Below are 22617 nucleotides of genomic sequence, written 5' to 3'. Positions count from 1 at the left end.
GACTTCACATGGACTTCTACTACTTCCCCAAAAGCAGCAGCCAGGCGGCGCACATCCTCCTGCACGAGGCCGCCATTGAACACAGGGCGCACAAGGTCGACATCTTCTCGGGCACCGTGGAGGACGGCCGGCCCTACGCCCTCGTCAATCCCAACGGCTACGTCCCCGCACTGGTGTTTCCCGACGGGATGCTGCTCACGGAGAACGTCGCGATCCTGGACTGGATCGCGGCGCAGGCGGGGCTCGTGCCGCCCGGCGAACGGGGCCGCACGCGCCAGTTGCAACTGCTGGCCTTCCTGTCGACCGAGGTCCAGAAGCCCTACGTCCGTTCGCTGTTTGCCTCCGACGAAAGCGAGAAGGTGGAGATTCGCGCGACGCTGGTGAAGCGCTTCAACTGGCTCGGCGAACAGAAGCAGGGCGAGTACCTCCTGGGCGCCGAATTCTGCGCGGCGGACGCCTTCGCCTACGGCATGCTGCGCTGGGCCGCGCTGGACGGCATCGAACTGCCGACCAGCCTGACCGCCCTGGCGCGGCGGGTCGAGCGCAGGACCTCCGTGGCGATGGTGCTGGCGATCGAAGACGAAGCACCGCTGTTTGCGGCCTGAGATTTCGGAAGGGCACGTTGACGGATGCGCCGGCGATGCAGGGGTCCGTTTTCGGCGAGTCATCAAGACCCTGATTGCCCAGGATCCCGCCAGGCGTTCAGCCAGGGCCATCCCCTGCGACCGGTTTCTCGTGCACGGCGACAACCCCGTGGTCATGGACGGTCAGTTCGCCAGTCTCCTCGTGGTCGTCGAATTCCCCAGCATGGAGCAGGCCCGCGGCTGGTACTTTTCGAAGGCCAACCAGGAGATCCTGCCCCTTCGCCGCGACAACTCGACGAGTGCGGTCATGCTGTTGGACGGTGTCGGGCCGGGCTATGCCGCATCCCATCTGCTGTCGCGGTACTGACCCAGCTACCTCAGCACACCGGGGTTCTGCGCTTGACGTCATTCGCTACGCCGGTTCATCAACGTTCTCGGCCCGCTGGCGCAACAGGCACGCGGTGTGCATGTCCGTGGGATACCACAGCTCGGCCCGCAGCCGGGTGCCTGTGGCGTCATGCGGCAGACCGCCCACGGTCTGCACGGCGCAGAAGCTCAGCACACCGAGACGGGTGTCCAGGGTGACGTCGAAGCTGGTGGCCAGTGCGTCGCGCTGCACCGGCAGATCCAGGCATCCGTAACGCGACTCCAGGACCTTCGCCAGCGCGTCGATGCGCGGCCGCAGACTGGGGCGGGTCCACTGCTCCGCGCGCAACTGCCCGAGCAGCGCGGCCGCAATCTTTTCCGGCGCACGCGCACAGGACAACCAGCCACGCGGGTCCGCCAGTGAGGCCAGCATGTCGAGCCGGTCGCCCTCCCACACGCCCGGCATCACGACATCGCACAACCAGCGGCCGGCCGGGTTGGCCTGCACGATGTTCCAGTCGGCGTCGAAGACGTGGCCCGGGTTCGGGTGGTGCAGCGCAATCGTGCGCAAGGCCACTTCGTCGCAGCGCGTCGGACTCGCGGGCAGGCGGGTGGCAGGGGGCAGCGGTGCGTAGCCTGCGTTCAGCAAGGCCGCATTGGCCAGCGACGTGCTGCTTCCCACTTCGCGCAACCAGGCCAGCAACAGCGACCGGCTCGGGCGCGCGCGGTCGCGTTCGATGAAGTTGACATGCCGCTGCGAGACGTCCAGCCGCAGCGCGAGTTCAAGCTGCGAGCAACCCGCGTCGATCCGCACCGTCCGCAGCAGTCCAGAGAGTTCCGAAGCCACACCACCTCCACCGACGGCACACCGCCGACTGGTGGCTGTCATTATCGCCATTTAGCTGCAATATGCAACTATTTCGATCAGTAGGCAGTATCGCTTTCGGCGCCGTCAAAAAGCTGGCGTGAGCGCTCCCAGACGCGGCGTGTGAGCTCGCGCAGCGTGGCGCGCTCCTGCGCGTTCAGTTCGGCCAGCAGGGTCTGCTCGGCCTTCACGGTGAGTGGTGCCACGGTGTCGTACACCGCCTGCCCCGCCGGGCTCAGCTGGAGGATGATGCGGCGGCGGTCCGCAGTGTCGATGTGACGCTGGACGAAGCCCAGCCCATCGAGCTGGCCCAGTGCCCGCGAGAGGTTCACGCTGTCCATGGCCGCCCGCTGTCCGATTTCTTTCGCCGTGATCGGCTGGAGCTCACCGACATGCGCCATCACGCGCCAGGCCGCCGGCGACATGCCGTAGCGCTCACGGCACAGCGCGTGCACGCTGCCGCCTACGCGGTTGATGATCCCCGCGCAGTGGTAGAGCAGGCTGCGCTCCAGTTGAAGGGCTTTGGCGCGCTGTGGTGTCGGCATGAAGCGTGGCCTCAAGAAATAACTGCATTATGCAAGCAGTTGTTTCTTCGGCACGCTGGGACGCCCGCGCTTTCAGGCCCCTGCGTCGGTGGGTGTATCGAGTGCAAAGGACCCGGTCTGGACGGCTCCCGCCCGCTGGTACGTGGCCACCAGTACCCCGGTGGGGGAGGTGGTCGACTCGACGAGTCTGAACGCGCCGGGCACCGTGCCTTCGCCGAACAGGCGCTTTCCCTTGCCCAGTACCAGGGGGAAGATGAACAGGCGGAACTCGTCGATCAGATCGTCGGCCAGCAGGGTCTGGATCAGGTCGCTGCTGCCCTGAACGAGCAGGACCGGGCCTTTCCTTTCCTTGAGCTGGCGCAGCCGTGCCACGACATCCCTGCCGAGTGCCTCGCTGTTGCGCCACGTGAGCGTTTCAGGCCGGTGCGTGGCCACATGTTTGGTGGCACCGTCGAAGATCCTGGCCAACGACACTTCCCCTTCGTCGATGCCCGCAGGGGGCGTCTCCGACGCCAGGCGCGGCCAGTGGGCGGCGAAGATGTCGTAGGTCTTGCGGCCGAGCAGCAGGTCGAACGGTGTGGCGAAGATCTCGCCCACGGAGGCTCCCAGGGCTTCGTCGAAAAGCTTCACTGTCCAGCCACCGTGTCTGAAGCCACCGCTGGTGTCTTCCTCCGGCCCACCCGGGGCCTGCATGACGCCATCCAGGCTCACGAATGCGCTGACGACGATCCTTCTCATTTCGTCCCTCCGCGCCACTCCAGCCAGGCCAGCACCAGCACCGCGAGGGCCTGGGCGATGACGAAGACGCGGCCCACGGCAGTGATGCCGTCGATGGCAAATGCCACGTAGCCGCTGGCGATCGCCCATGCGACGTTGCCGAGCACGATCAGCATCACGAGCGCAACGGCCGGCGGGCGCTGACGCCCCGCCACCAGCATCAGCACGGCACTGGCGAGCAGCAGCACGCCGGCCCAGGTCAGCAGCGCCCCGGGCAGCCCCAGCAGCGCGGCCAGAAACGACGTCAGCACGAGCAGGGCGACGCCCATCACCGCGCAGGTGAAGGCGTCGAAGAGCAGCACAGCCGCGAGACCCGGGCGGGCAGCTGCGGTGGGCAGGGTGGGTGTGGGATCGGTCATGGCGTTCATGGTGGTTCCTTCCGCATCAGAGGAGATTGTTCAACGAGGCAATGGCGGCATCTTCAGCCGGCGCCGGCGGCGTGTCGATTACCTTGCAGGTCATGCATCGCTCTCCATCGTGAGCAATCGCCCGGGATTGCAGCAGCTCATGCGCTGGCCGGGAGGGCGACAGAGTTGACGCGGCAGGTAGTCGACATGCCATCCAGACGGGATGAACATCAGGGCCCGGTGCCGGCCATCGACTCGGTCGCGGCGGTGTGTCGAAACAGGTGCCTCTGGTTCGTCGACCCTGTGACCGCCCGACGGTATCGGGCACACGTTCTCAGGAGACTCCCATGACCCTTCGCCAATCCCTGTTCGCGACGCTGCTCACCTTCGCAGTGACTGCGGTGGCCGCGGCCCCCGGCGCTCATGCCGCGGACGGCCAGCGCGGCGCGCCCACCGATTCATCCCTGGCCAGCAAGCCGGTCCAGAGTGGCCACATCGCGGTCAACGGCGTCAATTACCACTACCAGGTCCATGGCAGGGGCGCGCCGCTGCTGCTGCTGCACGGCGGCCTGGGCCAGATAGAGAGTTTCGGTCCGGTGCTCGGCGCACTCGCCAGGCAGCGCAAGGTGATCGGTGTCGATCTGCATGGTCATGGCCGCACCGCGCTCGGTGATCGACCCATCAGCTACGTCGACATGGCCGACGACCTGGCGATCGTCCTGAGGCAACTCGGCCATGAGCGCTTTGATGTGATGGGCTACTCGATGGGCGGCGCCATCGCCCTGCGCCTGGCCGTGCAGCATCCCCAGCGTGTGCGCCGACTCGTGGTGGCAGCGGCGCCGTATGCCCGGGACGGCTGGTTTCCCGAAATGCTGCCGATGCAGGCCTCGGTCAACGCGGCGATGGCCGAGCACATGAAGGACACGCCGATGTACCAGAACTACGCCGCCGTGGCGCCGAGGCCGCAGGACTTTCCGCGCCTGCTCGATCGCATGGGTGAGCTCATGCGCCAGCCCTACGACTGGGCCGATGACGTGAAGAAGCTCCCCATGCCCGTGATGCTGATCTACGGCGACAGTGACATGGTGCGCCCCGAGCACATCGTCAGGTTCTATCAGTTGCTCGGCGGTGGCCTGAGGGACGCCGGTTGGCAGCGCGAGCACATGTCGAGGAACCGGCTGGCCATCCTGCCGGACCTCACGCACTACGAGGGCTTCTCGTCACCCGCGCTTGCCGACACGGCGCTGCCGTTTCTGAGCGCAGAGATCCGCCCCGTGCCTGCACCCCCAACCTCCAGCAATTCCCGATAGCAACTCAATTCACAGGAGTTCCCATGTCCAGGATGATCTTCGTCAACATGCCCGTCGCCAACCTGAAGGCGTCGATCGCCTTCTACCGCGCGCTGGGCTTCGAGCAGAACCTTCAATTCAGCGACGACACCTCGGCCTGCATGGTGTGGAGCGAGGCGATCCAGGTCATGGTGATGACCCATGACAAGTGGCGCACCTTCACGAGCCGGCCCATCGCACCCGCAAGCTCCAGCGAGGTCATGCTGGCCCTTTCCTGCGACAGCCGCGAGGCGGTGGACGCCATGAACAAGGCCGCGGCGAAGCACGGTGGCACGGCCGATGTGAACCCGGTGCAGGACCTCGGCTTCATGTACAACCGCAATCTGATGGACCCCGACGGCCACGTATGGGAAGCCATGTGGATGGACCTCTCGGCCATGCCTTCGGGCGATCCAGCGGGCTGAGCGATGAAAGCGCCCCAGGCCCATCCGGAGGTGGATGCGTACATCGCGAATGCAGCGCCTTTCGCGCAGCCCATCCTGGCGCATGTGCGCCATCTCCTGTGGAAGACCTGCCCGGACGTGGTGGAGCAGATCAAGTGGGGTATTCCGCACTTCGACTACCACGGCGAGATGATGTGCATGTTGGCCGCCTACACGAAGCACTGCTCCTTCAGCTTCTGGAAGGCATCGATCATGAGCGACGCCCGGTTGAAAGAGAACCCCGACAAGCCGGCATCGAAACGTTTTCTGGGCAAGCTCACTTCACTGGCCGATCTGCCCTCCGATCAGGAACTGGTGGTGCTCATCCAGGAAGCGATGGCCTTGAACAAGCAAGGCGTGAAACTGCCGCCCAGGAAGCCCGCATCGCCGCAGGCGCCGGCGGTGCCCCTCTGGTTTTCGGAGAGGCTCGCTGCCCACCCGGAAGCCAGAGCCGTGTTCGAGAGCAAGTCCCCATCGTTCCGGAAGGAGTACCTCGTCTGGATCCTCGACGCCAGGACCGAGGCGACACGGGAGAAGCGCGTGGAGCAGGCCCTGGCGTGGATGGCCGAGGGCAAGAGCCGGTTCTGGAAGTACGGGTGATGCCGACGTCGATGGGACCAGCCACCTGCCCGGATGTCTGTCCATGGTCTTGACCTTCATTCGATGACAGGGTCTGCCGGCGTCAGTCGCCCGACCTGTTCAAGCGGGTGGACGGTGCTGGCGCCCGCAGCACCACGTGTGACCTGGTAGAGGCGAAGGGTCAGCGCCGCAGCCGCCACCGCCAGCCCGATGCCGAAGCCCCACCACACGCCCGCCGGCCCGAGCGCCAGCGGATGCGCCAGGGCCCATGCGGCCGGCAGCGCCAGGCCCCAGCAGCAGGCCAGCGACACGCGGGTGGGCCAGCGGCTGTCGAGCAGGCCGCGCAGCGCGCCCAGGCTGACACTCTGCACCCCGTCTGCCACCTGCATCAGCGCCACCGCCACGCACAGCGCGGCGGTGGTCGCGATCACGGCGTCGTCGGCACTGAATGCGCGGGCAACGCTGCTGCCGCACAGCGCCAGCGCCGCGCCCGCCGTGCCCATCCAGGCGGTGGCAACCACCAGCGCCGCACGCGCCAGCGGCCAGCAGGCCGACCGCTCGCCGGCACCCACGGCCTGTGCAATGCGCAGGCCCGCCGCCGACGCAATGCCCAGCGGCACCATGTACAGCGCCATCGTCACCGACATCGTGATCTGGTTGGCCGCCAGCGCCACGGCGCCGAACGCGCCGACCATCAGACCCGCCACCGCGTTGGCGCCCGTCTCGAACAGGTACTGCACCCCCATGGGCGTGCCCTCGGTGCGCTGGCGGCGCCAGGCATCGCGCCAGGGCGCCGGCGTGTGCAGCCAGTGCCGCAGGTCGGCCCTTTTGTGCGCCAGCAGCGCCATCCCCGCCGCAGCGGCGGCGTTCGCCATGAAGCTGCCCAGCCCCGCGCCCGCCAGACCGAGCGCGGGCAGCCCGAGGCCGCCGTGCACGAACCAGCCGCTGAACGCCGCGTTCAGCGGCACCGCCGCGGCCAGCACGGCCAGTGCACACCCGGGCCGGTCGATGGCGTCGAACAACTGCTTGCAGGCGAACAGCACCGCCAGCGGCACCAGGGTCGCAGCCGACCAGGCCCAGTAGCCGGGCATCGCGGCCAGCACGTCCTGCGGCTGGCCGAGAACGGGCAGCAGCGGCCAGGCCGCGCCCATGAGCGCCGCTGCCAACAGGCCCGCCCCCATGGCGAGTCGCCAGCCGGCCCGCCGCTGGCTCGACACACCGGCCGCGTCGCCGGCGCCGAAAGCCTGCGCGGCCAGCACGCCAGTGGCGTTCATCAAGCCGTACAGGGTCGCGATGAACACCAGCATCACGGACGCGGTGATCGATACGGCGGCCAGCGCCGCGTGGCCCAGCGGCGCGACGACGGCGCTGTCCACCAGGCCCATCAGCGCGCTGCACACCAGCCCGGCCACGATGGGCAGCGCCAGGGCGAGCAGCGAGCGCAGGTCGCTCGCGAACCGACCCATGGGCGCGCGCCGCGCGCCGGCGCGACGGGTCAGTGTGGTCATTTCACTGGCCTTGCATGTAGCGGTCCCAGTAGCCCGCGGCGGGATCGATCTGCTGCACCACATCGACCCACAGGCCCGAGGGGTCCGCGAAACCGAAGCGCCGCTGGCCAAAGGCCTCGTCGGCGAGCGGATACGCCACGTGGCCACCCGCGGCGAGAAACGCCGCGTGCTCCGCTTCGGCGTCTTCCACCTGCAGCTCGAAGCACATGCCGGTGCCGGAGAAGGCCTCGGGCCCGGGCGGCGCCGAAGGATGGTCGGGGGTCATGAAAGCCATCGACAGGGAGCCGTCGGCGGCCGTGAGCCAGACGAACCAGTCGCTGTCGAAGCCCACCTGCAGATCGAAGTGATGGACCCAGAAGTCGCGGCAGGCATTCTTGTGGGGGGTGACGATGATGGGATAGCGGTCGCTGAATCGCATGAGGTTCTCCATGAAAGGTTGAAGCGCCAAAATACAAACAGACTGTCTGTATATGTGTAATCATCTCAACAAACAGACAGCCTGTCTATTACCATCCGGGTCATGGCCACCAATCCCGAACGATCCGCGCACACCCGCGCGCAGCTGCTGGGCGTCGCGCGCGCCCTTTTTGCGCAACAAGGTTTCGCCGCCACCTCGACCGAGGCCATCCTCGCTGGCGCGGGCGTCAAGCGTGGCGCGCTCTACCACCACTTCACGGACAAGGCGGCGCTGTTCGAGGCGGTGTGCATGGAACTGGTCGAGGAGGCGCTGCCCGCGGTGGATGCCGCCACGGCCAGGGCCCGCGGCGCGCTCGACGCGCTGATACGGGGGTCGATCGCCTGGATCGAATTCGTCACCCGCGACGACGTGAGGCGCATCCTGCTCGTGGACGGCCCCACCGTGCTCGGCTGGCAACGCTGGCATGCGCTGGACGACCGCCTGAGCGTGAACGCGCTGCGGGCCGCGCTGCGGGACGCCATCAGCGCCGGTGAACTCAGCTTCGACGGCGACCCCGAACTGCTGACGACCATGGCCAACGGCGCGCTGAACGCCCTGGCCCTGGAGGTGGGCAATGCCGTGCCGCTCCCCCCTGCGCGGCAATGGCATCGGGCGGTGCGCGGCTTCTGGCAGGCGCTCGCGCGATAGCCCCGTTCCCGGAATTCGCCTGCCCGCCCTGATCACTCAATAAAAAATTGATTGAATGCAGTTTTGATTGATTGCATTTAAATGATGGTGCCGTGCGGGCACACTCCGTTGCATTCACCCGCCACGCCTGGGCGGGCATCCACGGCTTCCGGAGCAGCTCGCCATGACCCTCGCCTTCCCTACCTTCACCGCCGGCATGGTGCTGAGCATGTCGCTGATCATGGCGATCGGCCCGCAGAACGCGCACGTGCTGCGCATGGGCCTGCAGCGCCAGCACCTGTGGCTCACGGTGCTCACCTGCGCGCTGGCCGACGTGGTGCTGATCGGTCTGGGCGTGCTCGGGCTTGCGCAGCTCGGCGGCCTGTCGGACAAGCTGCTGGGCGCGCTGGTGGGTGCGGGCGCGCTGTTCCTTGCGGTGTACGGCTGGCAGGCGTTCCAGCGTTTCCTGCGTCCGCGCGCCCTGGTGCTCGACGACGGTGGCCGCGTGGCGGCCGAGCCCGTGTCGCCCCGCAAGGCCGTGCTGTCCGCGCTGGCCTTCTCCTTCCTGAACCCGCACGCCTGGCTCGACACTGCGGTGCTGATCGGCACCGCCTCGCTGGCGTACGGCCAGGGCAGCACGACCTTCGGCCTGGGCGCGGCCACCGGTTCGCTGGTGTGGTTCGTCTCGCTGGGCGCGGCCGCCTTCTGGCTGGGCCGCCGGCTCAACTCTTTGCATGTGTGGCGTGCGCTGGACGGCCTGGTTGCGTTGATGATGTGGGGCACGGCGGGCTGGCTGTTGACCAGCCTGTTCTGACCCCCGGAGGTTTCGCGATGCAACGCCAACCGCGCGGCGCCGACGCGCCCGTGACCCTGTTCGGGCCCGACTTCCCGTTCGCCTTCGACGACTGGATCGCCCACCCGCAGGGCCTGGGCGCCATCCCCGCCGAACGCCTGGGGCAGGAGGTGGCCGTCGTCGGCGCGGGCATGGCCGGCATGGTGGCGGCCTACGAGTTGATGAAGCTCGGTTTGAAGCCCGTCGTCTACGAGGCTTCGCGCATGGGCGGGCGCTTGCGCTCGCAGGTTTTTGAAGGTGGCCAGGGCGTGGTGGCCGAGCTCGGCGGCATGCGCTTTCCGGCCTCGAGCACGGCGTTCTTCCACTACGTCAACCGGCTCGGTCTGCAGACGCAGCCCTTTCCCAACCCGCTCACGCCCGCGGCCGGCTGCACCGTGGTCGACCTCGAAGGCCGCACGCACTGGGCGCGCACCCTGGCCGACCTGCCGCCGCTCTTCAGCGAAGTGGCCGGGGCCTGGGCACAGGCGCTGGAAGAAGGCGCCGGCTTCACCGGCCTGCAGCAGGCGCTGCGCGAGCGCGACGCACCGAAGCTGAAGGCCCTGTGGGACCGGCTCGTGCCACTCTGGGACGACCGCACTTTCTACGACTTCGTCGCCACCTCGAAGGCGTTCGCGGAGCTCTCGTTCCACCACCGCGAGGTGTTCGGCCAGGTCGGCTTCGGCACCGGCGGCTGGGACTCGGACTTTCCCAACTCCATGCTGGAGATCCTGCGCGTGGTGCTCACCGGTTGCGACGAGAACCAGCACCTCATCGTGGGCGGCGTGCAGCAGGTGCCGCTGGGCCTGTGGCAGCACGCGCCCGCCGCGCACGAGCTGCGGCACTGGCCCGCGGGCACCACGCTGGCCGGCCTGCACCAGGGCGCGCCACGCGGGGGCGTCACCGCCATCGCGCGCGCGGCGAATGGGCAGGACCTTGTGGTCACCGACACCTGGGGCAACACGCAGAGCTACCCCGCCGTGCTCACCACCTGCCAGAGCTGGCTGCTGACGACGCAGATCGCGGTGGAAGAGTCGCTGTTCTCGCACAAGCACTGGATGGCGCTGGACCGCACGCGCTACATGCAGTCGTCCAAGACCTTCGTGATGGTGGACCGCCCGTTCTGGAACGAGCTACGCTCCAGCGGCTGGCCGCAGATGGGCATGACGCTGACCGACCGGCTCACACGCGGCACCTACCTGTTCGACAACGGGCCGGACCGGCCGGGCGTGATCTGCCTGAGCTACGCCTGGATGGGCGACGCGCTCAAGATGCTGCCGCACGGCACCGAAAAGCGCGTGCAGCTTGCGCTGCAGGCACTGCGCAAGATCTACCCGGACGTGGACATCGCCAGCCACATCGTTGGCGACCCGATCAGCATCTCGTGGGAAGCCGACCCGCACTTCCTCGGCGCTTTCAAGGGCGCCCTGCCCGGCCACTATCGCTACAACCACCGCATGTACAGCCACTTCATGCAGGACGGTTTCGCCCCCGCCGAGCGCGGCATCTTCATCGCCGGCGACGACGTCTCGTTCACGCCCGCCTGGGTCGAAGGCGCGGTGCAGACCTCGCTCAACGCGGTGTGGGGCATCGTGCGCCACCTGGGTGGTGCCACGCACGCGGCCAACCCCGGGCCGGGCGACCGGTTCGCCGAACTCGGTCCGATGGCATTGCCGGACTGAGCCCCGCACACATGGACGCCCTCACGCTCGCGCTCTGGCAGTGCCCCTACGCGGCACATGCCGCCCAGGCCCTGGTGCTGCTCGATGCCACCGCCGCGCAGGCCCGCGCGCAAGGCGCCGACCTGCTGGTGTGCCCCGAGATGTCGCTCACCGGCTACCAGATCGGTGCCGACCGGGTCGCCGCGATCGCTGAACCCGCCGATGGCCCGCTCGCGCAAGCAGTAGCCGCGATCGCGCAGCGCCACCGCATCGCCATCGTCTTCGGCTACCCCGAACTCCATCCGCAAGGCGAAAAGCCATTCAATGCCGCGCAGTTCATCGATGCCGGTGGCCAGCGCCTGGCGAACTACCGCAAGACCCACCTGTTCGGCGACATCGACCGGGCGCAATTCAGCCCCGGCGAGGCCGCGCCCACGGTCTTCGCTTGGAACGGCTGGCGGCTTGGCCTGCTGATCTGCTACGACATCGAATTCCCCGAACCCGCGCGCGCACTCGCGCTGCAAGGCACCGACGCGATCCTGGTGCCCACCGCGAACATGATCGAGTTCGACGAAGTGCAGCGCGTGCTGCTGCCGGCGCGCGCGCTGGAGAACCGCGTGTGCGTGGCGTATGCGAACGCGTGTGGCACCGAAAGGGCGACGCGCTACGGCGGACTGAGTTCAGTGCTCGGACCCGAGGGCGATGCGCTCGCGCAGGGCGAGCGCGACGAGTCGCTGCTGCTGGCGACACTGTCACGCGCCGACCTGCAAACAGCGCGCACGGGCTCGCAGCTACCCGACCGGCGGGTCGACCTGGACGGCCCCGCGCCACCTGCCTGACGGGCCGTCAGGGCAGGTTCTCGCGCAGCACGATGCTGATGCGCACAGGCTCGATGCCCGCCTTGGCGCTGCGACCGTCACGCAGGTTGGTGAAGATGCGCACCGCGTTGAGCAGCACGGTCTGCGGGTTCACGTTGATGACCGCGTCCAGCGTGCCATCGATCAGCAGCGCGCGGGTGTCAGGCGTCAGGCCGTGCGCGACGAACACCATCGCCCTCGGGTCCCGGTGCTGCTCCTTGAGCGCACGCCCCACGCCTTCGGCACCACCTCCGATGTTGTAGAGCCCGACCAGATCGGGATGCTGCTTGAGCAAGGCCAGCGTGAGCGTGTAGTTGGTCTGCGCGTCGTCGCGCCCTTCGCGCACGCCAACAACCTTGAGCGCCGGGTATTCGTCCTGCATCAGGCGCAGAAAGCCCATTTCCCGCTCCTCGTGACCGCGGTAGGCCAGCGAGCCGGCGATCATGGCCACGGAGCCCGTGCGCTGCCCCATGAAGCGCCCGATCAGCATGGCGGCGGTCCGACCCGCGGCCCGGTTGTCCATGCCCACGTAGGCCTCGCGCTGCGACGGCGCCAGGTCCGAGATCAGGGTCAGCACATGCACGCCGCGCCCGGTCAGTTCGTCCACGGCATCGCGCACCAGCGGGTGTTCGAGCGCCATGAAGGCCAGTCCCTGCGCGTCCCGCGCACAACGCCTCAGGGCGGCGGCCACCCGTTCGGGGTCGAAGCTGTCGATGTACTGCACGCGGCATTGCACGTGGTACGGCGCCAGCACGTCACTGGCACCAGCAATGCTGTCGCCCAGCATGCGCAGGTAGCGGTTGGTGCCGGCCGGCAGCAGGAAGACGAGCGACATCGGCGGCGGCCGCAGCGAACGCCAGAGCTGGGTGTCCGGCAGGTAACGCAGTTCGGCGGCGGCCTGGAGCACGCGCTGCGCGGTGGCGGGCCGCACCGACAGGCGCCCGTGCAGCACCCGGTCGACCGTGGCGGTCGAGACGCCGGCGGCGCGGGCGATGTCGGGGATGCGGCTGCGCTCTGAAGAATCCATCAAAAAACATCAAATCAAACGATTGAGGACGGACGAATATAAAACTATCCTCGGTGCAGATGCAACATGCGCTGCATGGTGACGCATCAAAAGCAATCACAACCAGCCAGGAGACAAATCATGTGGCCTTCCCTCGCCCTGTTTCACCGTCGCTCATTGCTCGCCCTGGCCGCCGCCAGCGCGTTCGCCCTGCCCGCCCAGGCCCAGAAGACCCTCGAATGGCGCTACGGCCACATGAACCCGCCGGGCAGCGCCGCGGGCATGCAGGCCCAGTGGCTGGCCGAGGAAGTGGCCAAACGCACCAACGGCGGCATCAAGGTCACCGTGTACCCCTCGTCGCAACTGGGCAAGCTGCAGGAGCTGGCCGAGGCGGTGTCCACGGGCACGATCGCGCTGTCGCACAACACGGCGGCGGCCATCGGTTCCCTGCACGCGCCTTTCGCCGCGCTTGACACACCCTACCTGTACCGCGACGTCGACCACCTCATGAAGGTGATGGACGTGAATTCACCGGTGATGAAGCAGCTCAACGACGGCCTGGTCAAGGACGCCGGCGTGCGGGTGCTCTACGCCTACTACTTCGGCACGCGCCACCTCACCACCAACAAGGCGGTGAAGCAGCCAGCCGATCTGGCCGGTCAGAAGATCCGCGCGATTCCCTTCCCGATCTACATGACCACGGTCGAGGCCATGGGCGCGGTGCCGGTGCCGGTGGACTGGTCCGAAGTGCCGACCGCACTTGCCACGGGCAAGGTCAACGGTCAGGAGAATCCGGTCAACGTGGTGCTGTCATCCAAGCTGTACGAGTCCCAGTCGCACCTGATGCAGACCGGCCACATCATGAATGCCCAAGTCATCGTGGTGAACGAACGAAGCTGGCAAAGCCTGTCGCCACAGCTGCGCGAGCAGGTCTCGGCCGCCGCGGCCGAGGTGCGCCGCAAGGCGACCGAGATGGTGCGTGGCCAGGAGGCCGCCGAAACCGAGGAACTGAAGAAGCACAAGATGACCATCATCGGCCCGGCCGAAGGGCTGGATCTCGCGGCCTTCCGCAGCTCGGTGCGCAAGGCGGTAGACCAGAAGTTCGGCGCCCAGTACGGCAATCTCTACAAGGCCATCGAGGCCACACGCTGATGTCGCAGGCGAGCACCGAACCGGCCGCCACGCGCGTGCCGGCAGGTCCCTTGCGCCCCTTGCTGCGGCCCTTGTGCCGTTACTTCGAGTGGGTGGCCATGGTCATGCTGGCGGTAGCGACGGCGTCCATCATGACCGAGGTCGTCGCACGCGGCGTACTGCAGGTCGGCTTGCCGGCCATCGGCGAAATCGCCAGGTACGCCGGTCTGGGCGTGATCTTCCTCACTGTGCCGCTGCTGCTTGCGCGTGACGCCCACGTGAGGGTGGACATGTTCCACCTCATGGCCACGGGCCGCGCGCACCGCTTGCTGGCCATCCTCAACGAACTCGCCACGTTGGCCTTCTGCGCGACCTTCCTGGTGTCGTGCTGGTGGTTCATGCAGCGCGCGGGCCGCTTCTCCACACCGGCGCTGGACATGCCCAACCTCTGGTACTACCTGCCCGCCATCGCGGGCATGGTGCTCACCACGCTGGTCGCGCTGGACCGCGTGCTCGGCATCCTGGGGGGCCGCGAGGCCGACGTTGAGGACGCGCGCTCATGCTGAGTCTGATCGCCATCACCCTGTTCATCGTGCTGCTGCTCACCGGCGCCCCGGTGGCCATCGCGTTGGGCATGGGCTCGGCCGCGGCGCTGTGGTTCTTCGACATGCCCATCGCCGTGGTCGCGCAACGCATCGTCAACGCGCTGGACTCGACCACCCTGCTCGCGGTGCCCATGTTCATCTTCGCGGCGGCCCTGTTCAACGCAACCGGTCTCACTGCGCAGCTGTTCGACTTCATCCGCATGGTGATCGGCCGCATCCGGGGTGGCCTGGGCTACGTGACCGTGCTCACCCACCTCGTGTTCTCCGGGGTCTCGGGTGCCGCGCTGGCCGACATCGGCGCGCTCGGCAAGATCCAGATCGGCATGATGCGCGAGCAAGGTTACCCCGACCGCTTCTCGGCCGGCATCTGCATGGCCGCGGCCACGCTGGGCCCCATCTTTCCGCCCTCGATTCCGCTGGTGATCTTCGCCATGGCCGCTGAGGTCTCGCCGGTCAAGGTGCTGATCGCGGGCATCATCCCGGCCCTCATCATCATGGGCTTCCTGATGGTCATGGTGTGGTGGGTGGCGCGTCGTGCGGCGCTACCGCGCGACACGATCGAGGTCTCGCGCAGCGTGTTCCTGCGCCGCCTGTGGTTCGCCACGCCCGCGCTGCTGGCGCCCGTGGTGCTGATCGGCGGCATCCTGCTGGGCATCTTCGGCGAGACCGAGGCCGCCGCCGTCACCGTGGTCTATGCCCTGGCCGCCGGCATCTTCTTCTACCGCGCCCTCAGCTGGCGCGGCTTCGTCGACGCATTGCGCGAGACGGTCCGCTCCACGGCCAGCATCATGTTCATCGTGGGTGCCGCGGCGCTGTTCGCCTGGGTGCTCACCATCGATCAGGTGCCGTCCCGGGTGGCCGGCCTGCTGCTCGGCCTGTCCGACAACCCGTGGGTGCTGCTCATCATCGTCAACGTGCTGCTGTTGCTGGTGGGCATGGTGCTCGAGACGATCGCCGCCATCCTCATCCTGGTCCCCATCCTGGTGCCCGCGCTGGTCGCTGCGGGTGTGGACCCGGTTCACCTGGGCGTGGTGGTCGTGCTCAACCTCATGATCGGCCTGCTCACGCCCCCGGTGGGCATGAGCCTCTACATGGTGAGCACGGTCTCAGGCATGCCGGTGGCCGGCGTCATGCGCGCCGCCATCCCCTGGATCGTCTGCCTGCTGCTGTCGCTCGCAGCCGTCACTTTCCTTCCCGCAGCCTCCACCTGGCTGCCCAACCTGATGCTGGGATGAACAACACCCCCGCCGCGCTACGCGCGACCCCCTCAAGGGGGCGGCACCTGCGGCCCGGCCAAGCCGGTTCCGTGGTGCCTCTGGAGAAAAACCTGGAGCCATCGAAATGAGTCGTTTTTTTGGAGAGATCCGTCAAGTCGCCTACATCGTCCCCGACATCGAGGCCGCCATGGCCCACTGGTCCGGCGTGCTGGGTGTCGGCCCGTGGTTCTACAACCCCAGGGTGCCAATCCGCAACTACCACTACCGCGGCGAGCACTTCGAGCCGCACAACTCAGTGGCGCTGGCCAACGCTGGCAGCCTGCAGATCGAACTGCTGCAGACACGCAACGACGTGCCCTCGATGTACCGCGACTTCCTGCGCGCCGGGCACCAGGGTGTACAGCACGTGGCCTACTGGACGGAGGATTTCGACGCCGACCTGGCGCGCGCGCAGGCCGCGGGTTTCACGGTCTGCATGGGCGGCGAGGTCGGCGAGAACGGCCGCTTCGTCTACTTCGAAGACCGGTCGGCGCTGCCGGGCACCACGATCGAACTCTCGGAAGTGGCTGGCCCCAAGGGACGCATGTTCAAGCTGATCCGCGAGGCTTCGGTGAAGTGGGACGGCCGCGACCCGGTGCGCCCCTTCCCCGACCTGAGCCGGCTGTGATGGCGCACGACACGCTGCGCGCCACCTACCTGGTGGAGACACCGCTGGACCCGGCCCGCGTGGCCGAGGTGCTGGCGGGCGAACAGAGCAGCGGCACCTTCGTGCGCGTGGCCGGCGAGACCGACGCGCTGCGCCAGCGATCGCGCGCGATCGTGCACGCGCTGCACGAACTCGAACCGCTGCCCGCGCCCAGCCTGCCCAGCGCCTGGCTGCAACGCCAGCACCTGGGCGGGCCATGGCGGCGTGCCCGCATCGAGGTGGACTTCCCTCTGGCCAACATCGGCCGCAATCTGCCCACGCTGGCGGCCACCGTGGCCGGCAACCTGTTCGACCTGGGCGAGACGACTGGCCTTCGGCTGGAACACCTGTCGATGCCTCGCACGTTCCGCGACCGCTTCGAGCGACCCCGCCATGGCATCGCCGGCACCCGCGCCGCAACCGGCGTGGCCGAGGGACCGCTGGTGGGCACCATCATCAAGCCCAACGTGGGTTTGAGCGCCGACGAGACCGGCGCGCTGGTGGCCGAGCTCTGCCGCGCAGGTGTCGATTTCATCAAGGACGATGAGTGCTGCGGCGATCCCGAGCACGCGCCCGTGGCCGATCGCATCCGCGCGGTGATGGCCGCGGTGCGCGCGCACCGCGACACCACCGGCAGGCAGGTGATGGTGGCGATCAACATCAGCGACGAACACGACGCCATGCTGCGCCACGCCGAGCTGCTCCAGCGCGAGGGCGGCACCTGCGCCATGGTGTCGATGAACTGGACCGGGCCAGCCTCGGTGCAGGCGCTGCGCCGAGCGAGCGATCTGGTGCTGCACGGCCACCGCAACGGTTATGGCATGTGGGCCCGCCACCCGGCGCTGGGCATGGACTTCCAGCCCTATGCGGCGCTGTGGCGCCTGACCGGGGTGGACCACATGCATGTGCACGGCCTGGCCGGCAAGTTTGCGCAGGACGACAGCGAGGTGAAGGCCTCGGCCCGCGACTGCCTGGCGCCACTGTCCATCGACGCCACCGACCACGCCGACGTGGTGATGCCAGCGTTCAGTTCCGGCCAGTGGGCCGGCACGCTGTCCGCCACCCTGGACGCGGTGCCCAGCGGCGATCTGCTGTTCATGTGTGGCGGCGGCATACTCGCGCACCCGCAGGGCGCGGCCGCGGGCGTGGCGAGCGTGCGTGCGGCCTGGCGCGCCTGGCGCGACGGCACGCCCTTGCAGCAGGCGGCCAATGCCTCGCCCGAGCTGCAGGCGGCACTGGCTTTCTTCGAACGCCCGGCCGTTTGACCCGACGATGAGCGACGGCTTGCGCTTCGCTTGGTACGGCGACGATTTCACGGGCGCGTCCGACACCCTCGCCACGCTCGCCGCAGCGGGCCTGCGCGCGGTGCTGTTCCCGCGCGTGCCGACCGCCGCGCAGCTCGGCCGATTCGGTGACCTGGACGCCATCGGCGTGGCCGGCACCGCCCGCGCCCTCTCCCCCGAGGACATGCGCGAGGAGCTGGCGCAGGTGCGGCCTTTTCTGGCGGCACTGCACCCGGCGGTGACGCACTACAAGTGCTGCTCGACCTTCGACAGCGCGACGCATGTGGGCAACCTGGTCACCGGCCTGCAGGCCTTGCGCAGCGGGGCACACCAGGCCTGGGTGCCCATCATCGGCGGACAGCCGAGCCTGGGCCGCTTCTGTGCCTTCGGCGAGCTGTACGCCACGGCATCGGCCGGCGGCGAGGTGTACCGCATCGACCACCACCCGACCATGAGCCGCCACCCCGTGACGCCCATGGCTGAGGCCGATCTGCGGCGGCACCTGGCCCGCCAGGGCATGGGCACGGTCGCGTCCATCGACCTGCGCTGCCTCGACAGCGCCAGCGACGACCAGATCGACGACGCGCTGGACGCGCACATCGCGGCCCGGCCCGCTGCCGTGTTGTTCGATGCCGTGCGCGACGAGCACCTGCACCGCATCGGACGCCTGCTCTGGCTGCAAGCGGCGCGCCAGCCGCTGCTGGCGCTGGGCGCAAGCAGCGTGGCGCAGGCGCTGATCAGCCACTGGCAGCGCGACTGCGCTGTGCCATCGGTTCCGGCCACCGTGGCCGCGGCCCAGGGCCCGGTCTTCCTGATGGTGGGAAGCCTCTCGCCGGTGACTGCGGCGCAGGTCGAGGCCGGCGCGGTGGGTTATGAGCGCCTTGACATTCCCGACGCCACCACCGCGGACGCCATCGAACACCTGGCCACCCGCGCCGCCGCGCTGCTGCAGCAAGGGCGTTCGGTGCTGGCGCACACGGTTGCCCCGCAGGCGGGCGGTGCCGCGCCCAGGGACGTGGCGGCTGGCTGCGGGCGGTTGCTGCGGCGCGTGCTGCTGAAGGCTCCACAGGTGCGCCGCGTCGGCGTGGCCGGTGGCGATACCTCCAGCTTTGCGCTGCGCGAACTGTCGCCGCTGGCGCTGGGCTGGGCGGGGTCGCTGGCGCCGGGCGTGCCGCTGCTGCGCATGCACGCGGACGATCCGGCACTCGACGGTGTGGAACTGATGCTCAAGGGCGGCCAGATGGGCCCGCCCGACGTGTTCCAGCGCCTGCTGACGGGGTAGCGGCAGTTGGCGCACTGCCGCACATCACATCAGCGGCCTCGCAGGCTCTCCAGCACCTGCTGTGCGTTCGGAATCGGCGCCACCGCGCCATAGCCCTGCGTCGACAGGGCCGCCGCCGCCGCCGCGTAGCGGCCGGCCTGCGCCAGGTCATCGCCCTGCAGCCAGCGGTGCACGAAGGCGCCACCGAAGGTGTCGCCCGCGCCGGTGGCGTCCACCGGCTGGCAGGGGTGCGGCGCGATGCGGTGGCGCTGCCTGTCATCGGCCACCAGCGCGCCCTGCTCGCCCAGCTTGAGCGCCACCACCTTCGCGCCCAGGCGCAGGCAGTGGTCGACCAGCGCGTCGGGATCGCTCAGGCCGGTGATGGCCACCACGTCGTCGTAGCTCGGCAGGCACAGGTCGCAGCGCGCGATCACGTCGTTCATCACGGCGCGCGCGCGGTCGATCGACCAGAGCTTCAGGCGCAGGTTGGTGTCGAAGCTGACCTTCACACCGTTCGCGCGCGCCACCTCGATGGCGGCGTAGGCCGTGTCGCATGCCGAGGGTGAGATGGCCAGCGAGATGCCCGAGAGGTGCAGCAGTTTCGCCGATGCAAGGCGCGCGCGCGGCAGTTGCGCCGGCGTCATGCGCGCGGCGGCCGAGCCACTGCGAAAGAAGCTGAATCGGTGCCCGCCGGCATCGTGCGTGACGAAGTAGATCGCGGTGAAGGCCTCGGCATTCGTGGCCACCTCCGCGTGGTCCACGCCTTCGCCATCCCACAGCGCGCGCAGCATCTGGCCGTAGGGGTCGTCGCCGAGCGCGCTGAGGTAGGCCACGCGCGCGCCCTGGCGCGCCGCGGCGATGGCGAAGTTGGACGTGTCGCCGCCGAAGCCCTGCAGGTACTGGCGCCCGCCGCCCTCGCCCGTCTGGTTGAACTCGACCATCGCCTCGCCAAGCGCAACGATGTCGACAGCCTGCCCCTCGGCCATCAGATGCGTCCGTACTTGGCCAGGCCCTTGCGCAGCGACTTCTCGGCCATGATGAGCTTGGCCTGTTCGAGTTCGCGCTCGTCGATCTCGATCGACACCCGGAGCACTTCCTCGGCATGCGCCTGCGGCACCACCACCACGCCGTCCACGTCGCCCACCACGAGGTCGCCCGGGTGCACCATGATGCCGCCCACGCGCACCGGCACCTGGGAGGCCACGGTGCGGAAACGGCCCAGCGTGGTGCCCGGGCTCACGGCGCGCGCGTACACGGGGAATCCGTAGTCGCGGCGAATCTCGGTGAGGTCGCGCACGCCACCATCGAGCACGGCGCCAACATGGCCATTGGCCACGGCGCCTGCCGTCATGAGCCCGCCCCACACCGCCACGTCGGGCTCTCCACCCTCGATGCTGATCACGATCACGCTGCCCGCCGGGGCTTCGTCGATCAGGTCCAGCGCGTGCTGCGGCGGCACGAATTCGTCCGTGGCGGCCTCCAGCACCGTGGCGGCCGGGCCGCAGATGCGCTGGTCGTTGATGCGCGGCTTGATGGCGCATTCCATGTAGCCACGCCGGCCACACACCTTGTCCACCGCATCGGCCACGGAGGCCACGGCCACCTTGTTGAAGCCGGCAATCAGGTCGGTCATGTTCATCTTCTCTCTCGTCTTGAAATGGGTGGGGTCACCACCGGTTGAGCCAGTTCAGTGGCGTTTCTCCGCGCAGCACGCGCGCAGCTTCCTCGGCCGTCTTGCGCTGCAGATCGCGCATGGCCTCCTCGCTGTACCAGCCCATGTGGTTGGTCACCACCACGTTGTCCAGGCTGAACAGCTTGTGGATGCCGGGCGGCTCCTGCTCGAACACATCCAGCCCGGCGCCCAGGATGCGGCGCGCCGCCAGCGCCTCGTACAGCGCGTCGGTGTCCACCAGGCCGCCGCGCGCGGTGTTGATCACGATGGCGGTGGGCTTCATCAGGGCGACGCGGCGCGCATCGAGCATGTGTCGCGTGTGGTCGTTGAGTGGCGCATGCAGGGAAATCACGTCCGACGCGGCGCATAGCGTGTCCATGTCGACGCGCTCCACGCCCTCGGGCAGGTCAGCGCGCGGGTCGTGCACCAGCACGCGGCCGAAGCCGAAGCCGGCGAACTTCTCCAGCGTCATGCGCGCGATGCGGCCAAATCCCACCAGGCCCAGCGTGCGCCCGCGCAGACGGAACATGGGCTGCAGCACGCCGGTGGACCAGCGTCCCGCGCGCACCTCACGGTCGTGCAGCCAGAGGCGGCGCGAAACCGCCAGGGCCAGGGCCACCGCATGAGAGCTCACCTCGTCGGTGCCGTAGTCGGGCACGTTGGCCACCATGATGCGGCGCTCGCTGGCGGCCGCCTGGTCGATGTTGTCCACGCCGATGCCGTAGCGGATGATGGCCTTGCAGTGCGTCATGGCCTCGATAGCGGCGCGGCTCACCGGCGACTCGCGCACCAGCACCACGTCCGCATCGCGCACGGCTTCCAGCGCCTTGCCTTCGTTGCGTCTGCACGGGCGCAGCTCGAAGCGCGCGCCCACCTCGGCCAGGAGCGCCTGCTCCTGGTCGTAGGCGGCATAGCCGTCGTCGAGCGCCACCACCAGGCGCGCGAGTTCCGTCCCGGTATCGCTCACTTGCGGGTGGCCTCCACGGCCTTGAACAGCGCATCCACGTAGTTCTTGCCGATCTCGCCTTCGGCCCACTGGCGCACCGGCGGCTGGGCCAGCTTGCGGAATTCGGCGACCTGCGCGGCGGTGGGCTCGTACACCTGCATGCCCACGCCCTCGAGAATCTTCTTCGCGTTCCTGTCCTGGTCGGCCGTCATCTTGCGGTGGATGGCCATGGCCTTCTGCACGCCCTCGTTCACGGCCTTCTTCTCGACGTCGGTGAGGCGGGTGTAGAAGCGGTCGTTGACCAGGTAGCCGTGCACGGACCAGACGTGGCCGTCCAGCGTGGCGTACTTCTGATGCTGGTACAGGCTGGCCGCCAGGATGTTGGTCACGCCGTTCTCCTGGCCGTCCACCACCTTCTGCTGCAGTGCCGTGGGCAACTCGCCCCATGGAATGGCCGAGGCGGAAGCGCCCAGCGATTCCACCAGCGCCTTGAACACCGGCGAGGGCTGGATGCGGATCTTCATGCCCTTCATGTCGGCCGGTGTCTGGATCGGGCGCAGGCTGTTGGTGAAGTGGCGCACGCCGTTGTCGGCCAGACCCAGCATGCGGATGCCGGTCTTCTTGATCATGTCGTCCGAGAAGCCCTGCAGCCAGGCCGAGTCGTACACGCGCCAGGCGTGTTCGTGGTTGTCGTACAGGAAGGGAATGCCCAGCACGCCGATGGGTTTGTGCACGGTGCCGATGGCGCCGTCGTGCGCCACGGCCAGCTCCAGCGTGCCCAGGCGCAGGCCTTCCATGGTGGGCTGGTCCTTGCCGAACTGGCCAGCCGGGAAAATCTCGACCTTGATCGAGCCGCTGGTGGCCTTCTCCACGTGCTCCTTGAAGGCCAGCGCGGCCACGTGTTTGGGCTGGTCGTCCCTGGCGGGCTGGAAGTGCGCGTACTTGAGCGTCTTCTGCGCATGGGCCGCGGGCAGCAGCAGGGCCAGGCCCATCACGGCGACGAGGGTCTTGAACTTCATGGTCGATGTCTCCTTGTGG

General features: G+C 68.5%; 26 protein-coding genes. 15 read left to right on the top strand and 11 right to left on the bottom strand.

What is annotated here, in order from left to right; genetic code table 11:
* Positions 1-8: 8 nt before the first annotated feature.
* On the top strand, positions 9-605 hold the full coding sequence (locus tag K5880_RS13300; protein ID WP_297652940.1) for a glutathione S-transferase N-terminal domain-containing protein: 597 nt from the start codon (positions 9-11) through the stop codon (positions 603-605).
* Between the two features lie 130 nt (positions 606-735).
* Positions 736-951 carry a DUF1330 domain-containing protein gene (locus K5880_RS13295; protein ID WP_297652936.1) on the top strand — a complete coding sequence of 72 codons (216 nt, stop codon included), beginning with the start codon at positions 736-738 and terminating at the stop codon, positions 949-951.
* Positions 952-996: 45 nt separating this feature from the next.
* Here the strand turns inward: K5880_RS13295 and K5880_RS13290 are convergent, their stop codons facing one another.
* The 4 genes from K5880_RS13290 to K5880_RS13275 form a co-directional block, all read right to left on the bottom strand.
* Positions 997-1797 carry a helix-turn-helix domain-containing protein gene (locus K5880_RS13290; RefSeq protein WP_297652933.1) on the bottom strand — a complete coding sequence of 267 codons (801 nt, stop codon included), beginning with the start codon at positions 1795-1797 and terminating at the stop codon, positions 997-999.
* Positions 1798-1874: 77 nt separating this feature from the next.
* A complete protein-coding gene (locus K5880_RS13285; protein ID WP_297652930.1) occupies positions 1875-2360 on the bottom strand; it encodes a MarR family winged helix-turn-helix transcriptional regulator in 486 nt (161 codons plus the stop codon).
* 72 nt (positions 2361-2432) lie between these two features.
* Positions 2433-3098, bottom strand: a complete 666-nt coding sequence (locus K5880_RS13280; protein ID WP_297652927.1) for a dihydrofolate reductase family protein — start codon at positions 3096-3098, stop codon at positions 2433-2435.
* On the bottom strand, positions 3095-3505 hold the full coding sequence (locus tag K5880_RS13275) for a hypothetical protein (protein ID WP_297652924.1): 411 nt from the start codon (positions 3503-3505) through the stop codon (positions 3095-3097). The genes K5880_RS13280 and K5880_RS13275 overlap by 4 nt, the downstream gene beginning before the upstream one ends.
* A 326-nt stretch (positions 3506-3831) precedes the next feature.
* Between K5880_RS13275 and K5880_RS13270 the strand changes: the two genes are divergently transcribed.
* From K5880_RS13270 to K5880_RS13260, 3 genes are read left to right on the top strand one after another with little or no spacing between them, the layout of a single operon-like run.
* Positions 3832-4794: an alpha/beta hydrolase gene (locus K5880_RS13270; protein ID WP_297652921.1), complete on the top strand. Its 963-nt coding sequence runs from the start codon at positions 3832-3834 to the stop codon at positions 4792-4794.
* A gap of 23 nt (positions 4795-4817) precedes the next feature.
* Positions 4818-5237, top strand: a complete 420-nt coding sequence (locus K5880_RS13265; RefSeq protein WP_297652918.1) for a VOC family protein — start codon at positions 4818-4820, stop codon at positions 5235-5237.
* 3 nt (positions 5238-5240) lie between these two features.
* Positions 5241-5855, top strand: a complete 615-nt coding sequence (locus tag K5880_RS13260) for a YdeI/OmpD-associated family protein (protein ID WP_297652915.1) — start codon at positions 5241-5243, stop codon at positions 5853-5855.
* A 56-nt stretch (positions 5856-5911) separates the two neighbouring features.
* Here K5880_RS13260 and K5880_RS13255 read toward each other — a convergent pair whose 3' ends face one another.
* On the bottom strand, positions 5912-7342 hold the full coding sequence (locus tag K5880_RS13255) for an MATE family efflux transporter (protein ID WP_297652913.1): 1431 nt from the start codon (positions 7340-7342) through the stop codon (positions 5912-5914).
* A gap of 1 nt (position 7343) precedes the next feature.
* Entirely contained in the window at positions 7344-7760 is a 417-nt protein-coding gene (locus K5880_RS13250) for a VOC family protein (protein WP_297652910.1), read from the bottom strand.
* A gap of 102 nt (positions 7761-7862) precedes the next feature.
* Between K5880_RS13250 and K5880_RS13245 the strand changes: the two genes are divergently transcribed.
* The 4 genes from K5880_RS13245 (at position 7863) to K5880_RS13230 (ending at position 11755) form a co-directional block, all read left to right on the top strand.
* Complete coding sequence (locus K5880_RS13245) at positions 7863-8447, top strand: TetR/AcrR family transcriptional regulator (RefSeq protein WP_297652907.1); 585 nt, start codon at positions 7863-7865, stop codon at positions 8445-8447.
* Between the two features lie 163 nt (positions 8448-8610).
* Positions 8611-9240, top strand: a complete 630-nt coding sequence (locus K5880_RS13240) for a LysE family transporter (RefSeq protein ID WP_297652904.1) — start codon at positions 8611-8613, stop codon at positions 9238-9240.
* Positions 9241-9257: 17 nt separating this feature from the next.
* Complete coding sequence (locus tag K5880_RS13235) at positions 9258-10937, top strand: NAD(P)/FAD-dependent oxidoreductase (protein ID WP_297652902.1); 1680 nt, start codon at positions 9258-9260, stop codon at positions 10935-10937.
* 11 nt (positions 10938-10948) lie between these two features.
* A complete protein-coding gene (locus K5880_RS13230) occupies positions 10949-11755 on the top strand; it encodes a carbon-nitrogen hydrolase family protein (protein WP_297652899.1) in 807 nt (268 codons plus the stop codon).
* A gap of 7 nt (positions 11756-11762) precedes the next feature.
* On the opposite strand, the gene K5880_RS13225 is transcribed toward K5880_RS13230, so the two are convergent.
* Positions 11763-12800: a LacI family DNA-binding transcriptional regulator gene (locus K5880_RS13225; RefSeq protein WP_297652897.1), complete on the bottom strand. Its 1038-nt coding sequence runs from the start codon at positions 12798-12800 to the stop codon at positions 11763-11765.
* A 120-nt stretch (positions 12801-12920) separates the two neighbouring features.
* Between K5880_RS13225 and K5880_RS13220 the strand changes: the two genes are divergently transcribed.
* The 6 genes from K5880_RS13220 (at position 12921) to K5880_RS13195 (ending at position 18982) form a co-directional block, all read left to right on the top strand.
* A complete protein-coding gene (locus K5880_RS13220; RefSeq protein ID WP_297652894.1) occupies positions 12921-13931 on the top strand; it encodes a TRAP transporter substrate-binding protein in 1011 nt (336 codons plus the stop codon).
* Positions 13931-14476 carry a TRAP transporter small permease subunit gene (locus K5880_RS13215; RefSeq protein ID WP_297652890.1) on the top strand — a complete coding sequence of 182 codons (546 nt, stop codon included), beginning with the start codon at positions 13931-13933 and terminating at the stop codon, positions 14474-14476. Before K5880_RS13220 ends, K5880_RS13215 begins: the two co-directional genes overlap by 1 nt.
* Complete coding sequence (locus K5880_RS13210) at positions 14470-15750, top strand: TRAP transporter large permease (protein ID WP_297652888.1); 1281 nt, start codon at positions 14470-14472, stop codon at positions 15748-15750. Before K5880_RS13215 ends, K5880_RS13210 begins: the two co-directional genes overlap by 7 nt.
* A 106-nt stretch (positions 15751-15856) precedes the next feature.
* Positions 15857-16399: a VOC family protein gene (locus K5880_RS13205; protein ID WP_297652885.1), complete on the top strand. Its 543-nt coding sequence runs from the start codon at positions 15857-15859 to the stop codon at positions 16397-16399.
* Positions 16399-17682, top strand: coding sequence for a RuBisCO large subunit C-terminal-like domain-containing protein (locus K5880_RS13200; RefSeq protein ID WP_297652883.1), 1284 nt, complete (start codon positions 16399-16401; stop codon positions 17680-17682). Before K5880_RS13205 ends, K5880_RS13200 begins: the two co-directional genes overlap by 1 nt.
* Before the next feature lie 7 nt (positions 17683-17689).
* Positions 17690-18982 (top strand): four-carbon acid sugar kinase family protein, encoded by a 1293-nt coding sequence (locus tag K5880_RS13195; RefSeq protein WP_297652880.1) that lies wholly within the window; start codon positions 17690-17692, stop codon positions 18980-18982.
* A gap of 29 nt (positions 18983-19011) precedes the next feature.
* Here K5880_RS13195 and K5880_RS13190 read toward each other — a convergent pair whose 3' ends face one another.
* The 4 genes from K5880_RS13190 to K5880_RS13175 are packed head-to-tail and all read right to left on the bottom strand — an operon-like array spanning position 19012 to position 22598.
* Positions 19012-19947, bottom strand: a complete 936-nt coding sequence (locus K5880_RS13190) for a sugar kinase (RefSeq protein ID WP_297652878.1) — start codon at positions 19945-19947, stop codon at positions 19012-19014.
* Positions 19947-20594, bottom strand: a complete 648-nt coding sequence (locus tag K5880_RS13185) for an RraA family protein (RefSeq protein ID WP_297652875.1) — start codon at positions 20592-20594, stop codon at positions 19947-19949. The genes K5880_RS13190 and K5880_RS13185 overlap by 1 nt, the downstream gene beginning before the upstream one ends.
* Before the next feature lie 34 nt (positions 20595-20628).
* Complete coding sequence (locus tag K5880_RS13180) at positions 20629-21600, bottom strand: C-terminal binding protein (protein ID WP_297652872.1); 972 nt, start codon at positions 21598-21600, stop codon at positions 20629-20631.
* A complete protein-coding gene (locus tag K5880_RS13175; RefSeq protein WP_297652870.1) occupies positions 21597-22598 on the bottom strand; it encodes a DctP family TRAP transporter solute-binding subunit in 1002 nt (333 codons plus the stop codon). The genes K5880_RS13180 and K5880_RS13175 overlap by 4 nt, the downstream gene beginning before the upstream one ends.
* Positions 22599-22617 lie beyond the last annotated feature (19 nt).

Origin of the sequence: Hydrogenophaga sp., assembly GCF_025699295.1 — a bacterium.
Taxonomy (GTDB): Bacteria; Pseudomonadota; Gammaproteobacteria; order Burkholderiales; family Burkholderiaceae_C; genus Hydrogenophaga.
The sequence above is the reverse complement of the archived record's forward strand: the minus strand, read 5'-3'. Positions and strand labels throughout refer to the sequence as shown.